This window comes from Bacillus cereus group sp. BfR-BA-01330, assembly GCF_022663885.1.
Lineage (GTDB): Bacteria > Bacillota > Bacilli > Bacillales > Bacillaceae_G > Bacillus_A > Bacillus_A cereus.
In genome coordinates, this window is record NZ_JAKUGK010000003.1 from 457,709 (window position 1) to 472,835 (window position 15,127).

A 15,127-nucleotide genomic window follows, 5' to 3' on the forward strand; every position below is an offset into this window, starting at 1 on the left:
AGCTTCGTCCTGAACTTATCAAATGATAATAGTAGGCGGCGACGAGAGTTGGTACTCGTTATCAAAACCACAGTATAAGAGCATAGAGCTCCGTACTTGTTAAGGCTAATTATGTGAGTAATTGGCGAAATAAGGTGGTACCGCGACTGTTTATACAGCCCCGCCCTTATCTTTTTTAAGATAGGGGTGGGGCTTTTTATATTTTAAAGGAGGAATGTAAGATGAGTATTTTTATTGGGGGCGCTTGGCCGTATGCGAATGGTTCATTACATCTTGGTCATATTGCGAGTTTATTACCTGGAGATATTTTAGCACGTTATTACCGGTCAAAAGGTGAGAATGTGCTGTATGTTTCAGGAAGTGATTGTAATGGAACACCGATTGCAATTAGGGCAAAACAAGAAGGTGTGACGGCGAAGGAAATTGCTGATCAGTATCATGAAGAGTTCCAGCGATGTTTTCGTAGCCTTGGTTTTACTTATGATTGCTATACACGTACAGATAGTGAGCACCATCATGAAACGGTTCAAAATGTTTTTTTACTTTTATTAGAAGAAGGACATATTTATAAAAAAATAGTGGAACAAGCGTATTGTGAAACGTGTACGCAGTTTTTACCGGATCGTTATGTAGAAGGAATATGTCCACATTGCCATGAAGCAGCAAGAGGAGATCAATGCGATGCGTGTTCTGCTATTTTAGATCCACTCGATTTGTTAGAAAAGAAATGTAAGTTATGTGGTAGTACACCATCTGTACAGGAAACAGAGCATTTCTATTTCGCATTGCATACATTTCAGGAGCAAATTAAAAGGGCTGTAGAAATTGCCAAGCAAACAGGGACATGGCGCGACAATGCGATTCAACTAACAGAGAGATATGTAAAGGAAGGATTACTAGATAGGGCCGTATCACGTGATTTACCAATTGGAGTACCAATTCCAGTAGAAGGGTATGAAGATAAGAAAATTTACGTATGGATTGAAGCAGTGACAGGCTATTATTCAGCGAGTAAACATTGGGCTGAAGAAACAGGGAAAGATGATCAAGAGTTTTGGGATAGCGAAGCGAAAACATATTATGTGCACGGAAAGGATAATATTCCGTTTCATTCCGTCATTTGGCCAGCGGTATTACTTGGAATAGGGGAGGAAGCAATCCCGCGTCATATCGTTTCGAATGAATATTTAACAGTTGAAAAAAGAAAATTATCTACAAGTAAAAACTGGGCAGTATGGGTGCCTGACATATTAGAACGCTATGATCCAGATTCTATTCGTTACTTTTTAACCGTCAACGCACCAGAAAATCGCGATACTGATTTTTCATGGCGGGAATTTATTTACAGTCATAATAGTGAATTATTAGGTGCATACGGGAACTTTGTGAACCGGACATTAAAGTTTATCGAAAAATATTATGGTGGTATCGTGCCGAAGGGAAGTATTGAGGTAGAGCTGAAAGATAAAGTAGAAGGATTATATAAGCGTGTAGGAGAGGCGATTGAGCAAACTAAATTTAAGGTGGCGCTAGAAACAATATTTGATGCAGTACGTTTTGCAAATAAATACTTTGATGAAAAGCAGCCTTGGAAACAAAGAGAAGATGATCCAGTTTCATGTGAAGAAACGATTTATAACTGTGTGTATCTTATCGCTAATTTTGCAAATCTCCTTGAACCGTTTTTACCATTTTCAAGTGAAAGAGTTCGAAACACATTGTCGATTGTGAAACGAAATTGGGAACCGCAAAATACGTTGCCAAGTAGAATTGATAGCGTACAGCCATTATTTGAGCGAATCGATGTAAAACAAATTGAGCATGAGATAGAGAAGCTGTATGGAGCGGTAAAATGAGATAGAGAAAAAGACCTTTCAAGTAAATGAAAGGTCTTTTGTTATACAGTATGATTCTCTGTCTTATCTTTCAAAAAGAAAAGTACAGCAAGGATTACAAGAATAATAGCTGCAATATCATACGTTATTTTAAATGTAGTATTAAAGTTTAAGTACTCTACGAAAGGAGTTTTCACTGCTCCTGCATATATACAAACGGGAATGAGAAGTAAATCGTAAAATTTCTTTTCTTTCATATATCTTATTAGGAAGAAGATACACATAATAGCAAAAAATACGATGCTTAAAATAGTCATTTATACCTCCAGATAAATTTACTTATTTTAATTGCAGTTATATCTTTTATATAAATTCTGTATTTTTTCAAGCGCTATACACGCGATTTTGTTTCCTTTTTTTCCTAGCCGTAAGCAGCTGAGGAGTGAAGATCCCAACTAATATGAAAATAATTCCAATCCACTGCATGAACGTTACGACTTCATGTACAAGTGTAATAGAAGCAATAATAGCAGTTGGTAATTCAGCTGCACCTAATATTGTACCAAGCCCTGTTCCAACCTTTGGTACACCGATTGAAAAACAAATGACAGGTACAACAACGCCGAATAATCCGAGGAAGAAAGCATATTTCCATAGACCGGCTTGCAAAGCACCGTCTGTTAAAAAGGTTGGCGGAAAGAATAGGCATACGATAAGAGTAGCGCTTGTTGTCATAAGGAAGCTTTTCGTATAAGGCGGAACATCCGTAGCGACGCGCCCGCTTGCAAAAACATAGAATGAAAAAGAGACAGCAGCTAATAGTCCAAAGATAATCCCTTTCGTAGAAAAACTTTGTCCGAGGCCTTCAAATACACCACCTGCAAACAATGTACCAGCAAATAAAATAAGGATAGATATAATCTTATCGCGGCTTGGAAATGTTCGATTTGCAATTGCTTCGATAATGACACCAATCCAAGTGAACTGAAAGAGTAGGACGACAGCGATAGATGCGGGTAGTTCTTCTACAGAAATAGCGTAGAAAATCCCGGTCATACTCATTGTTGTTCCGACGGTTAGTAAGGAAAAGAATTGTTTTTTTGTTACTTTATGACGTGAAAAGAAAAGAACGAGTAGAAATAGTCCAATCCATCCGAAGACATATTGTCCCCCTAATAGTTGATGTGCTGAAAATCCATTTATGAATCCGAGTTTGAAAATAGTTGAAAGTATGCCATAGCTGCAAGCACCGAATAAAACGAGCAATGAATATTTAAACTTTTCCATAAAAAATCCTCCTTTTAAGTAATAAAAAACGCCCGCTATCCAAATAAGGATAACGGGCGAACGAAACAGAGTCATATACTCTACAAAATTCCGCCACTCATACGAAGTATGAATTTGGGGTATGAAATTGTAGTAGGTTTTTACATTGCTTTTGGGAATACAATAGAACATTTTACACCTTGAGGCGTGTTTTGTATCCCATAAGGAAACTGATGTTTATCTAATATTTGTTTCACGATATATAATCCAAGACCACTACCTTGTACTAAACCGTGTTTATCAGGGTTTGCGCGATAGAAAGGCTCAAATAAATGAGCAAGTTTATCTTCATCAATTTGTGAACCTGTATTTAATACTTCTAATGCGTAACCATTTGGTTTTTCATAAAGCTTTATATATACGTGCTGATGGTCAATTGTATAATGAATTGCATTTGAAATAATGTTAAAAATAGCAGTTTGAATAAATTTAGGATCAGCTAAAATTTGTACGTCGTGTTTAATATTAGATTGTACATTTAATTGTTTTACAGATACAAAGTAATCTACTTTCTTCATAACATCCTCAATAATATTAGATAAAGAAATGACTTCTAAATTCGGTTTAAATTGAGGGTTTTGTATTTTGGATAATTCCGACATTTTTTCCGTTAATATGTTAATGTCTTGCATCATCTCGTAGGAACGTTTCAAATACTTATCTCTATCTTTATAAGCTCCAATTCCGTGAATCATGCCATCTAGTTGTCCCATAACGGCTGCGATTGGTGTTTTTAATTCATGGGATACCATAGACATAAATTCTTTACGAGATTGTTCTAATTGTTGTTCCTTCTTGAGCTCATTTCTTAAATCTTGATTGCTTGCATGTAAATTCTTCACAATATTTGGTACTTGTGAAGCAGCTACTTGCAAATTAAAATCTGTTTGATCTGTATTTTTGTTAAGTAGCTTTTTATCTGAGAAATCAAGATTCATAATATCTTTTAAAGCATCGCTCATATATTGAAAAGGTTTGGCAATTAGTTTTGTATAAATTAAAGATCCGAGTAGTGATAATGCAAGCATTGTCGCGCCAATATGTGGAGCTAATTGCTGCAACGCATCTGCTAACTTTGGATTATCATTTGTATCATTTGTTTTACTTGCTGCATTTTGTGTATGTAAGGCATCATTATTAGCGGCTTTCTTTTCTGCTTCTGTAGGCGGATTAGAAGTGCTATTTTTCCCCGAAAGATTTTGTGTATGTTCTTTTGCCTTTACAGTTTGGCTAGGCTGCAAAAGGTGATTGATAGCTGTAGAAAGAGATTTATAATCTATAATAGAAGATTGGAAATTAGAAATGCTCCCCTCTGACACAGCTTTATTTTGCTTCGTTTTACTTCCGTCGTTTTGCTTATCTGAATCGGCCTGTTCTGTAGTCGGCGTTCCATTTTCTTTCGCAAAACGTTCTTTATCGTAGTTTGAAGCTAGAAAGTAAATAATTTGATAAAGACAAAGTGATAAAAGAATACAAAATAATAAGGTTTTGATGAAAATATTTTTGGTGATGTTGTCTTTGCTACGATTCGATTTTGTAGCCAATGCCTTTCACCGTTTTAATATAAGGAATTCCTAATTTTTTTCTTAAGTTTTTAATATGTGTATCTATAACTCTTACATCACCATAATGTTCATAGCCCCATACCTTATTCAACAAATCACTTCTTGATAATACTTTTCCTCGATTTTGCAGTAAAGTATAAATAATTTCAAATTCTTTTGTTGTCAATTCAATTTGATTACCATGAACATAAGCTGCATATGCTGTAGAGTTTAACATCAATTCATGGAATTGTAGTATAGTTGCAGCTTCTGCTTCCTTCGTTGCTGCCCTTCTTAATACAGCCTCTACACGCTTAATAAATACAGTATAATGGAACGGTTTCGTAATATAGTCATCAATACCTAACTCAAATCCTTTAATTTCACTTTCTTCATTATGTAAGCCTGTTAACATAATGATTGGTACATCAGATTGTCCTCGCATAATTTTACAAATACTATAGCCATCTATATCTGGTAACATTACATCGAGGAGGACAAGATCGTATGAATTTTTTTGGAAAAGAAGAATACCTTCTGTTCCAGCACCAACTACATCAACTGTAAAGTTTTGTGCCATTAGAAATTCACGAATAAGTTCTTGTATATCTGGGTTGTCTTCAATCACCAGTATATGCGTCATAGTAACACCTCCTAAATAACGCTTTTTACTGCAATATTCGAATTCATCATTTTTCGAGTGACTCAGATTGTTTATACATATAATAAGCCCCCGCTATAAAATAATCATGAAGGTAGCAAGGGGAATAGTTTAGTGTTACTGAATAGTTCAGAATTACAGTAGTTCTATTATAGTATGTATTATAAAATTTATAAAACATTATAACTGTATAATTTTAATATCTACGTTTATCAATGTTTAAATATTAGCTAATCAAATCTATTCCTATTATATATGTAAATACAGTTGTTTTGCTACTGTAAATGAATAAATAAAATAAGCCAAGACATAAAATTCTTGGCTACACATAAATCTTGTTTTTAGGCTATTTTACAGTGACAGTAGCTTGCTGCTGAACGCGCTCAAATAACCAGTGTATATCATTGTTATACATACGAATACAACCAAGTGTTGTCCATTTGCCGATTGCTTGATTATTGTTAGTTCCGTGAATCGCATAAGTTGTTCCGTAAGTTCCTGCCATATTTAATCCGAGCCAACGGTCACCAAGTGGATTACGTGGATCGCCGCCTTTAATTTTGCCTGTATAATAAGGGCGATTTTTAATTTTATTTACGATTTGAAAAGTGCCTTTAGGTGTAGGTGTTGCAGCTTTTCCAGTAGCGACAGTAAAACTTTTTATAAATTTTCCATCCTGATAATAATCCATTTTATTTAACTGAGTGTCTACGATTAATTGATCTTTCGTTGTAGCTGCCTCTGCGCTAGAGAATGGAAGAGTTAAAAATCCTAATGATAATAGTGCGCTTAATAATAATTTTTTCATTGTTATTCTCCTTTTACTATCGTAAGAGTCTTACATACAATGAAGTTGTAATCCTCGTAATGCTTTATTTACATTTTCATCTAATGTTTCAAAGAATGTAGTGATTTTGCTGTTGTGTTTGTTGTTGTTATCAATAAGTAATCTTTCATTTAATAAAAGCTCACCACGTAGTCCAAAACTTTGAACTTGAATATTTAGCTCATCTTCATTTTCAGAGATGATTGGTAAGAAATAATGAAAAGCTTTTGTTGGAATGATGTAGCTTTTGCCAATCATGCTTTCTTGATTTGAATTAATCCATTTTTTCGTGACAATTTTAATATTCTTTTTTGAAACGATAAAAGATAGTGTTGTAGATTTTGTTAAACTTACGTCAAATTCACTTGTTTCACATATTTGTAAATTAAAAACGGTTTCATTTTGATGAGATTCAACATTTGTATTAATAAAATCGTGCATTTTATATGCTTCCATTTCGTATTCACCCTTTTTTCAATTTCGAAAAACGACTTATATTTATTCAAATTAATGCTTAGTCATATATTGGTTAAATTTTTCAACAAATTCCGATATAATCTTACAATACATATATGAAGCTAATATGAAGTTAGTATGAGTTTGTGATGGTTTTTTATTGAGAACAAAATAAGAGAGGTTTTTAGTGCTAAAAAATGGATAAAATCTGCATGTTATTAATGCGCCTTTTCGCTATTTCGACTTGAAAAATGATTTTTACTATTTAATAAAGAACGAAAATCACTAGTGTGACCCTTACAAAAATGTAATAAAAATGTAAGCTATTGTGATAGTTATTTCGACAATTTTTTTATACAATAATAGTAAGAAGTTGTACGTGATTGAAAGGAGAGATGACATGGAATGGATTCATGAATTATTTCAGCAATACGGGTACTATGTTGTACTTGTCGGCTTGCTGTTAGAATATATTGCACTTCCGTTTCCGGGAGAGCCAACGTTAGCATATGCGGGATTTTTAGCACATAAGGGTGATTTAAGTTTACCGATTTTAATTATTCTATCCTTTATTGGGACAAGTGTAGGAATGACGATTCAATACTTTTTAGGAAATAAATTAGGTATGCCTTTCATTCAAAAGTATGGGAAATACGTATTTTTAACGCAAAGAAAAATTGACTTAACGAGAATGTGGTTTGATAAGTATGGGTACTTCTTAATTTTTATTGGTTTCTTTATTCCTGGTGTACGTCATTTCACAGGATACTTTGCAGGAATTATTAATTTACCATTCCGTCGTTTTGCCATTACAATTTATTCAGGTGCTCTATTTTGGGTATCATTCTTCTTAATCGGTGGTTACTGGTTAGGTGGAAACTTACATGATATCTTTGGAGTGCTAGAAGGTCATATCGGTAAAATCATTTTTGGAGTTATTGTGATTGTAGCGGTTACGTTAGGTATTCGTTTCCGTAAGCAGTTAAAACGAGTATTACTACAAAACGCAAGTTAATATGAAATCCATTCTATGTCAGAATTTAGGAAGTCAGTGCAAAAGCACTGACTTTTTTATTTTTAAGACTATGTTTAATGCACATTTTACATTCTTTATAGGAATTTGATACAGGATAAGAAATAAGTATCTTGTCAATTATTATAGTCGTAATGACAATTATAATTGACAAAGATAAGGATATTATTTACAATTTTAATTAAATAAATGAAAAAGAGGGAAGACATGAAGCTTCAAAATCGAGTGAGGGAATTGCGAGCAAAGCATCGTTTATCACAAGGGGATTTAGGGAAAGCGATTGGATCATCACGGCAAACGATTAGTTTAATTGAGCGCGGGGATTATGCACCATCTATCGTATTGTCGTTAAAAATCGCACAAATTTTCAATGTACCGGTGGAGGAAATATTTACGTTAGTAGAGGGGGAAGAGGACGATGAAGAGTAAACGAAAAAAACAATTTGATTCTGTGGGGAAAATAGCATTAAGTATGATGGGTGGCTTTTTAACGTCTTATATAGCTTTAAATTTACTCTCGGATGAACCGAGAAAATTATCATCCAATACATTTATAGGTATATGTACTATTTTTGGAATCTTAATGATGTACTATACTTGGAAGAATACACGTATGTTAGCAGAGGCACGCGATGAAGAAGAGAGCGTACAAGGCAGAAAATTAGGCATTATAAGTATATATTTACGTGTAGGCGATATAGTTACGCAGGCATGGTTTGTATATGCAGTTATTACATGTAGACGTGCACTGTTGCAGGATACAAATGTTTCATTTGCGGTGTGGAATTTAGTAGCTTCTATTGTTTGTTTAACTACTGTAGTAATTATCGGACTTATAACAAAAAATCGTTATAATAAGCTATATCCTGAACAAGGTGTAACGTATATGGAATCTATGAAAATGTGGACGAAAAACGCAGATGAAGGATTAAAGCACATTGTGCATGAGGCTGGATATAAAGCGTATGAATTTACGAATACAATATTGGCATATGTATGGTGGGCTGCCGTTATATATACAGCTGCTAGTGATATCGATTTTGTATTAATTGGCTTAATCTCATTTATTTGGATATTGCATCTCGGGAAGTTCATGTACGAAATGCAAAGAAAAATGATTTATTAAGGGGAGAAAAAGGTGGATATTTTAAGAAGGCCAGCTGGCTCAATGACAGTGGCGCTAATTCTGTCCATTTTATACGGAGTAATCCGAACTGGGAAATTAGAAGTAATTTTGAACTTATGGGCAATAGTTGGAATTTCATTGTTAGTGTTAGCCATTCATGAGCTAGGACATGTAGTATTTGGTGTAATAGGTGGTTTGACATTTAAATTTATGACAGTAGGACCCATTACTATTCAAAAAGAAAAGGGAAAATTACGCATTCGAGAAAATAAATTGTGGGCGTACTTTGGAGGCGTTGCAACACTAGTACCACCTTCTATAGAGACACCGAATCTTTCGAAAAAGTGGGCGTGGCTCACTTTAGGTGGACCGATTACGAGTTTACTATTTGGTATTACTTCCGGTTACATATATATGGTGAGTTATTATCAATATCTTTTATATTTTTCCTTTTTCCATTTTGCAATCTTTGCGGTTACAATTGTGCCGATAAAAGGGATGCTTATGAGTGATGGGATGCAATTTCTTATTTTAATTAAAGATGATGAAAGAGCTAGAAATCACTTATATGAGATTCAAATATCGAGTGAGTTATTTAGTTATAAAAGACCGAAAGATTGGGATGAAAGGTTAGTAGAATTGAGTGAGGAGAAAATAAAAGAGAATAAAGGGATAAGAGAGATAATGAGTAGACTTATGCTCGTCTTTTTTGCTCGTGCAGATCAAGAGGGAATGGAAAGAGCGATACCGTATATAGAACGAATTGTTCAACTACCTGTAACGAAAGAAAATAAGTTTTTCGTTAGTAGTTTTCATAGTTGGTACCTTTTATATAAAGCCCTTTATCAGATGGATAGTCTTTCTTTGCAAGAAGCAAAGGAACATGCAAAGGCTATTACAAAAATGGACCTAAGTGGATATTACCGTACACAAGGAATTATTAGATATGTAGAGGGTAATATGGAAGCGTCCCGTACTTATATGAAGAAAGCCGATCAAGAATTAAAGAGCGCCGAGAAGAGTGAGATGGGATATTTACAAGTAGAAAGAGAATGGTTTGAGCAGCTGAAAGAGAGGGTATCTTACGATGGGTGAGGTATCCTCTTTTTTCTATGTCATCTTATGCCGTTCCATAAACAGCCTAGGACGAGTAAAATGAGATAAGAAGAGCAAAGCTTGGAGGAATTCTAGATGGAAATTTTAACGATTATTTTAATCGTCTTGCTCATTTATGCTGTTTTTAAAGTAGCATATGTAGCATTAAAGATACTCGCGATCTTATTAATTATCTTTTTAATCGTAGAGTTCGGCAGTAAATTGCTTGGTGGATAGGGTATGTTGTGCGTTTTGAGTGTCGAAGGTTGTCGGTAAATCGATATCTTGTGTCGAAGCGTCGATATAATGAAAAAATCGTTGATATAAGTGGTGAAACGATCGATATATTTGAAAAATCGTTGATATATTTTAGTGAATACGAAGTGGGGTATATGGAAAAGAAGTTGCCGTGAGGGCAACTTCTTTTTATCGTGATGCGGGGTATGCAAACCAACATGAAAAAGCTGGAAGAGTATCTTCCAGCTTAAGAGTTACTTTCAATTTGGCGACCGCTATCTTCTTCATTGTCTTGTAATAGGTTGAATACGTCTGCTAGGCAGAATGCAATGAACCAAGTCCATAGACCGTGGAAGAAAGCTGAGCTTAATTGAAGTGGTAATGTATAGTTTGTCATTGAGTAGGAAATACATCCACCAACGATTCCGATCATTGTTAATAACATTGTTTTTTGAGCATTTTCTTCTGGATTAAAGAGGAAGTAAATGTATCCGCCTAAAATTGAAGCGCTTACAAGTGTTTCGATTCCATTAAAGATGATATTCTCTCCAAGCTGAGTGTTTGTCCAGAAGCAGATTGTTCCGCCGATAATAGCAAACAGGACAGCTATTGTATATCGTATATATTGATTCATATGTTCATCTCCTTATGTAATAAGATGATTTGGAAGTCAAAAAGGTAGGTATAGTATATTGAAGTGAGTTTTAATTGTACGTATCTTTTTATAAAAAGATCATTGAAGAGTAACTAAGATGATCGGTTGTTTAAACCGTTACGTGTATGGTGTCTGAAATATACCCGACTGCTCGTTTCTTTTTGCTTGTAAAATAAGAGAAACTTCCAAGTCTATATACTCTTTTTTTGTGAGTCTGCTTTCATTATAACACATTTAGGGACATAATAATAGAATTATCTGATTTTGTAATAAGTGTAAAAAATAAAAAGCGCAAGGAAATACCATTAACGGTGCAGTTTAGTGGAAGAAGGATTTTAATTTATTATGATGAAATATGTAATCAAGGTGAGATCTAAGAATGAGGCTTAAATACTATAAAAAATGTTTTATAGCATGAATGTAAGGGAGGAGAGCTAACTTGGAGTTCACAACAGAAAGATTAATAATTAGACCTTTTAAGAGTACTGATTTACAGGATGTATTTGCTATTTATAATAGTGATGATACATGTAAGTTCCTATTACATAATAAGTGGACTCATGAAGACATGCAGAAAAGATTTAATAAGAAGATAGCAAATAATGTACTTACTAAAGAAACAATATTAAGTTTGGCAGTTATATACAAAACTAAAGTAGTTGGTGATTTATCCGTATGGTACACAAATATGAAAGACACTGTTGAGATTGGTTATAGTTTTTCAAATGAAGTAGCTGGGAGAGGTTTGGCGACAGAAGCAGTAAGTAGTTTGGTATTGAAATTATTTAATGAATGTAATGTACATCGTATACAGGCTAATCTTGATGCACGTAATACAGCTTCACAAAAATTGTGTGAACGAATAGGTATGAGAAAGGAAGCCCATTTCATACAAGATTTTTGGAATAAAGATGAATGGACAGATAGTATTGTATATGGAATGCTATCCTCCGATTTGTAGTAATAAACTTAGTGATTTTATTATGCTAAAAGGTACGTTAGTTGAATAACAAAGGGCATAACATATTATATATGACTAATATGTTATGCCCTTTAATTTATTAACCTTTTTATATGCGTTTGAAACGGCCGACAATTTCAACTGTTTCAGTAATGTTCATAAATGCTTTGTTATCCACTTGACGGATAATACGTTTCATTTCGCCTAACTCATAGCGAGTCACGACAGTGTAAATCATTTTTTTCTTATGGTTTGTATAGCCGCCGACAGCGTCTACCATTGTCACCCCGCGTATGCCGTGATGTAGTAGTGCGCTTTTTATTTCCTCGCCTTTTTCTGTAATAGTCATTATCGTTAATTTAATATGTTTCGTATGCACAGCGTCGATAACTTTGCTGACTACAAATCGACTAATTAACGTATAAAGTGTAATATCCCATCCGAAAATAAAACCTGCTGCTACAAGTAAGATTAAGTTGAATACAAATATGATTGCTCCAATTGAAACATCTCGATATTTCGCTACAATCAATCCAACAACATCAAAACCACCTGTTGAAGAAGCAAATCGGAATATAATTCCTGAAGCTGCTCCGCAGATAACACCACCGAATACAGAAGAAAGTAAAATATCGTCTGAAACTTGGTGTACCGGGATAATGTTCATCGCTAACGATGACACAGCTACAAAGTAAGCTGTTAAAAAGGTTGTCTTCTTGCCTAAGTAAAAGTGACTTAAAATAAGAAGAGGAATGTTTAGTAAAAAGATAAGTGCACCGATATTGTAGTGCATTAAATAACCGATAATCATCCCTACACCAGCGAATCCACCGCTAATCATATTATGCGGGATAAAAAACATATTCATAGAAATTGCATACAAAATAGAAGCTATAAAAATAACAACCAACTGTATCATAAATTCTAAGTGAAATGTTTTAGCTGCTGGGAAGGATAAAAAGGCGGTGTCGGGAACGTAATCGGCGTCTCCTAGTTGACCCATAGTATGTTTCATCTCCATATTCATTTTTGATTACAAGAAGAGAATAAAGGTTTTTTCAAAAACTGGCAATAGTTTTATTATAATGCAAAAATTTTATAAATTTCTAATAAATCAAGCCTATTCATTGATGTGTGTGAATATGCTAAAGAAAGCGAATACAACGTTTCTTAATTATTGTTTTCTTGAGAAAATATGCAAAATACTTTTTTTGAAAATAAAAGGAAATAGAGAATATTTGCCCGATGTGCTAAAATGACCTTATTAAGGATGTGAAGCGATGGAATTTTTATTGCAGGATGCAATTCTATATATATCGTTTGTAACGACGGCACTTTGTTTATTAGAAGTTTTCTTCCTTGCTAATGTTTCTCGCTTTGTGCGTCAACAAGCATCAAGCGGTAGACAAAGAGCTTTTGCGTTAGTTGATACATGTGAAGATAGTGCGGGAAATGTACCGCTATTTTCTATTTTTTATAAATATGGAATGATTCGTTCTGTACGCAGACAAGAATCAAGTGAAGAGAATGACGAGGTCGGTCCGTATACGCCAATGTTTCGCTAAATAATTACGAAACATTGGAGGAATGAACATGTTAAAATCATACCGAGCTGTGCTCGTTAGTTTATCATTATTATTTGTTTTTGTTTTATCTGGTTGCAGTAATGCAGCCCCAATTGATGCACATAGTACGGGAATTTGGGATCATTATTTTGTATATCCAATCTCGTTTATGATTCAATTTGTTGCTCATCATATACCTGGAGCTAGCTTTGGGATTGCTATCATTATTATGACGCTCGTTATTCGTTCAGCAATGATTCCATTAGCTGTTTCGCAATATCGCAGCCAAGCGAAAATGAAGAAAATGCAACCTGAATTGCAGAAGCTAAAGAAAAAGTACGGTGATGTAAGCAAAGACCTTGAAAAGCAAAAGCAGTATCAAAAAGAAATGTCAGAACTAATGAAATCAGGCGGTTGGAATCCACTTGCTGGTTGCTGGCCATTATTAATACAAATGCCGATTTTCTCTGCTTTGTATTATGCGATTAGCAGAACTGAAGAGATTCGCACATCTTCGTTTTTATGGGTGAACCTAGGACATGCAGATCCATATCATATATTACCGATTATTGCAGCGTTAACGACATTTATTCAGATGAAAGTTTTCCAATCGAATATTACACCTGGAGAACAAGTACAGATGCTAAAGATGCAGCAAATTATGATGCCGGCAATGATTCTATTTATGGGGTTTGCGGCGCCATCAGGACTTGTGTTGTATTGGATAACAGGTAACTTATTTACAATGACACAAACAATTGTATTAAGAAAAATAATGGAACGTGAAGAGTTACAATTACAAAAGGCTTAGAGAAACACCGCTCATTACGAGCGGTGTTTTTTATTTGAATCGTTAAGGAAATTTTAAGAAACCAATATTACTATTGGCGTTGTATACGAAAGTGTACATGCTACATGCTTTAGAAATATGAAGGAGGAAATTTCCTATGAAGAAGAAAACAGTTGGCTATTTAGCGATTGCAGGTGCTTTATCATTCGGAATCATTGGAGGAGTCGGTATTCCGGCATTCGCGGCAACGAATACTCCAGCAGTGGATCAGCCTACAAAAACGGCGAAAAAGGATTTGGATGACGCTACAAAACAAAAAGTAAAAACAATTATGGATGATACAAAGAAACAGTTACAGGAGCTAGGTGTAAAGCTTCCGGAGAAAGAGAAGCGTAAAGACATGTTTGCAGGATTAGATGAACAGGCGAAAGAAAAAGCGAAGTTAATTTTAGAGCAAGAGAAGTCTGGTAAATTAACACGAGAACAGGCAAAAGAAGAATTAACAAAATTAGGCGTGAAGTTCCCGGAAAAGGGTAAGCACAAAGAAATGTTTGCGGGATTAGATGAACAGGCGAAAGAAAAAGCGAAGTCAATTTTAGAGCAAGAGAAATCTGGAAAATTAACGCATGAGCAAGCAAAAGAGGAATTAACAAAGCTAGGCGTGAAAATGCCGGAGAAAGGTAAACATGGAGACATGTTTGCTAACTTAGATGAACAGACAAAAGAGAAAGCGAAGTCAATTTTAGAGCAAAAGAAATCCGGAAAATTAACGCATGAGCAAGCAAAAGAAGAATTAACAAAATTAGGTGTGAAACTTCCAGAGAAAGAGAAGCATGAAGACATCTTTGCTGGATTAGATGAAGCAACAAAAACAAAAGCAAAAGCGATTTTAGACAACGAAAAGAAACAATTAGAGGCATTGAATGTTGATTTACCGCACCATAAGTTTTTTATGAAAAAAGAAGATAAATAATTGATTTATGTATCTTTCGTGTGGGCAACCGGAAGGTACGTGCG

At 34.6% G+C, this 15,127-nt stretch carries 18 protein-coding genes and 1 other annotated feature (1 of these 19 only partly in view); of the genes, 10 read left to right on the forward strand and 8 right to left on the reverse strand.

Annotated elements, in window-relative coordinates:
* Positions 1-171: a binding site (T-box leader), on the forward strand; it begins 100 nt to the left of the window's first position.
* A gap of 50 nt (positions 172-221) precedes the next feature.
* The gene (metG, locus tag MR112_RS11350; RefSeq protein ID WP_074554288.1) at positions 222-1,856 is read left to right on the forward strand and encodes a methionine--tRNA ligase; all 1,635 of its coding nucleotides are present in this window, start codon (positions 222-224) and stop codon (positions 1,854-1,856) included.
* Positions 1,857-1,897: 41 nt separating this feature from the next.
* Here metG and MR112_RS11355 read toward each other — a convergent pair whose 3' ends face one another.
* The 6 genes from MR112_RS11355 to MR112_RS11380 all read right to left on the reverse strand — a co-directional run bounded on the left by MR112_RS11355 (position 1,898) and on the right by MR112_RS11380 (position 6,648).
* Positions 1,898-2,152, reverse strand: coding sequence for a hypothetical protein (locus MR112_RS11355; protein WP_242244967.1), 255 nt, complete (start codon positions 2,150-2,152; stop codon positions 1,898-1,900).
* 67 nt (positions 2,153-2,219) lie between these two features.
* Positions 2,220-3,122, reverse strand: a complete 903-nt coding sequence (locus MR112_RS11360) for an EamA family transporter (RefSeq protein ID WP_000410485.1) — start codon at positions 3,120-3,122, stop codon at positions 2,220-2,222.
* Between the two features lie 140 nt (positions 3,123-3,262).
* Entirely contained in the window at positions 3,263-4,705 is a 1,443-nt protein-coding gene (locus tag MR112_RS11365; RefSeq protein ID WP_000201958.1) for a sensor histidine kinase, read from the reverse strand.
* Positions 4,683-5,348 carry a response regulator transcription factor gene (locus tag MR112_RS11370; RefSeq protein ID WP_000148833.1) on the reverse strand — a complete coding sequence of 222 codons (666 nt, stop codon included), beginning with the start codon at positions 5,346-5,348 and terminating at the stop codon, positions 4,683-4,685. Before MR112_RS11370 ends, MR112_RS11365 begins: the two co-directional genes overlap by 23 nt.
* A 364-nt stretch (positions 5,349-5,712) precedes the next feature.
* Positions 5,713-6,174 carry a L,D-transpeptidase gene (locus MR112_RS11375; RefSeq protein ID WP_000735063.1) on the reverse strand — a complete coding sequence of 154 codons (462 nt, stop codon included), beginning with the start codon at positions 6,172-6,174 and terminating at the stop codon, positions 5,713-5,715.
* Between the two features lie 30 nt (positions 6,175-6,204).
* A complete protein-coding gene (locus tag MR112_RS11380; protein WP_000388769.1) occupies positions 6,205-6,648 on the reverse strand; it encodes a DUF3978 family protein in 444 nt (147 codons plus the stop codon).
* Positions 6,649-7,048: 400 nt separating this feature from the next.
* On the opposite strand from MR112_RS11380, the gene MR112_RS11385 reads away from it, so the two are divergent.
* The 5 genes from MR112_RS11385 to MR112_RS11405 all read left to right on the forward strand — a co-directional run bounded on the left by MR112_RS11385 (position 7,049) and on the right by MR112_RS11405 (position 10,139).
* Positions 7,049-7,663: a DedA family protein gene (locus tag MR112_RS11385; protein ID WP_000454754.1), complete on the forward strand. Its 615-nt coding sequence runs from the start codon at positions 7,049-7,051 to the stop codon at positions 7,661-7,663.
* 225 nt (positions 7,664-7,888) lie between these two features.
* Positions 7,889-8,110, forward strand: a complete 222-nt coding sequence (locus MR112_RS11390; protein WP_000776168.1) for a helix-turn-helix transcriptional regulator — start codon at positions 7,889-7,891, stop codon at positions 8,108-8,110.
* Positions 8,100-8,807 carry a DUF3169 family protein gene (locus tag MR112_RS11395; RefSeq protein ID WP_000837717.1) on the forward strand — a complete coding sequence of 236 codons (708 nt, stop codon included), beginning with the start codon at positions 8,100-8,102 and terminating at the stop codon, positions 8,805-8,807. Before MR112_RS11390 ends, MR112_RS11395 begins: the two co-directional genes overlap by 11 nt.
* A gap of 42 nt (positions 8,808-8,849) precedes the next feature.
* Positions 8,850-9,902: a zinc metalloprotease gene (locus MR112_RS11400; protein ID WP_002182986.1), complete on the forward strand. Its 1,053-nt coding sequence runs from the start codon at positions 8,850-8,852 to the stop codon at positions 9,900-9,902.
* Between the two features lie 96 nt (positions 9,903-9,998).
* Positions 9,999-10,139 (forward strand): DUF3985 family protein, encoded by a 141-nt coding sequence (locus MR112_RS11405; RefSeq protein WP_000404782.1) that lies wholly within the window; start codon positions 9,999-10,001, stop codon positions 10,137-10,139.
* Between the two features lie 247 nt (positions 10,140-10,386).
* Here MR112_RS11405 and MR112_RS11410 read toward each other — a convergent pair whose 3' ends face one another.
* Positions 10,387-10,773 (reverse strand): DUF3938 domain-containing protein, encoded by a 387-nt coding sequence (locus tag MR112_RS11410; RefSeq protein WP_001077773.1) that lies wholly within the window; start codon positions 10,771-10,773, stop codon positions 10,387-10,389.
* A gap of 460 nt (positions 10,774-11,233) precedes the next feature.
* Here MR112_RS11410 and MR112_RS11415 point away from each other — a divergent pair, with 460 nt between their 5' ends.
* Positions 11,234-11,755: a GNAT family N-acetyltransferase gene (locus tag MR112_RS11415; RefSeq protein WP_000397300.1), complete on the forward strand. Its 522-nt coding sequence runs from the start codon at positions 11,234-11,236 to the stop codon at positions 11,753-11,755.
* Between the two features lie 109 nt (positions 11,756-11,864).
* Here MR112_RS11415 and MR112_RS11420 read toward each other — a convergent pair whose 3' ends face one another.
* Complete coding sequence (locus tag MR112_RS11420) at positions 11,865-12,758, reverse strand: YitT family protein (RefSeq protein ID WP_000530044.1); 894 nt, start codon at positions 12,756-12,758, stop codon at positions 11,865-11,867.
* A gap of 277 nt (positions 12,759-13,035) precedes the next feature.
* On the opposite strand from MR112_RS11420, the gene MR112_RS11425 reads away from it, so the two are divergent.
* From MR112_RS11425 to MR112_RS11435, 3 genes are all read left to right on the forward strand, one after another.
* Positions 13,036-13,320: a hypothetical protein gene (locus MR112_RS11425; RefSeq protein ID WP_000394930.1), complete on the forward strand. Its 285-nt coding sequence runs from the start codon at positions 13,036-13,038 to the stop codon at positions 13,318-13,320.
* 28 nt (positions 13,321-13,348) lie between these two features.
* Positions 13,349-14,131 (forward strand): membrane protein insertase YidC, encoded by a 783-nt coding sequence (gene yidC, locus MR112_RS11430; protein WP_000920524.1) that lies wholly within the window; start codon positions 13,349-13,351, stop codon positions 14,129-14,131.
* A gap of 136 nt (positions 14,132-14,267) precedes the next feature.
* Positions 14,268-15,083: a hypothetical protein gene (locus MR112_RS11435; RefSeq protein WP_074554282.1), complete on the forward strand. Its 816-nt coding sequence runs from the start codon at positions 14,268-14,270 to the stop codon at positions 15,081-15,083.
* Positions 15,084-15,127: the final 44 nt, after the last annotated feature.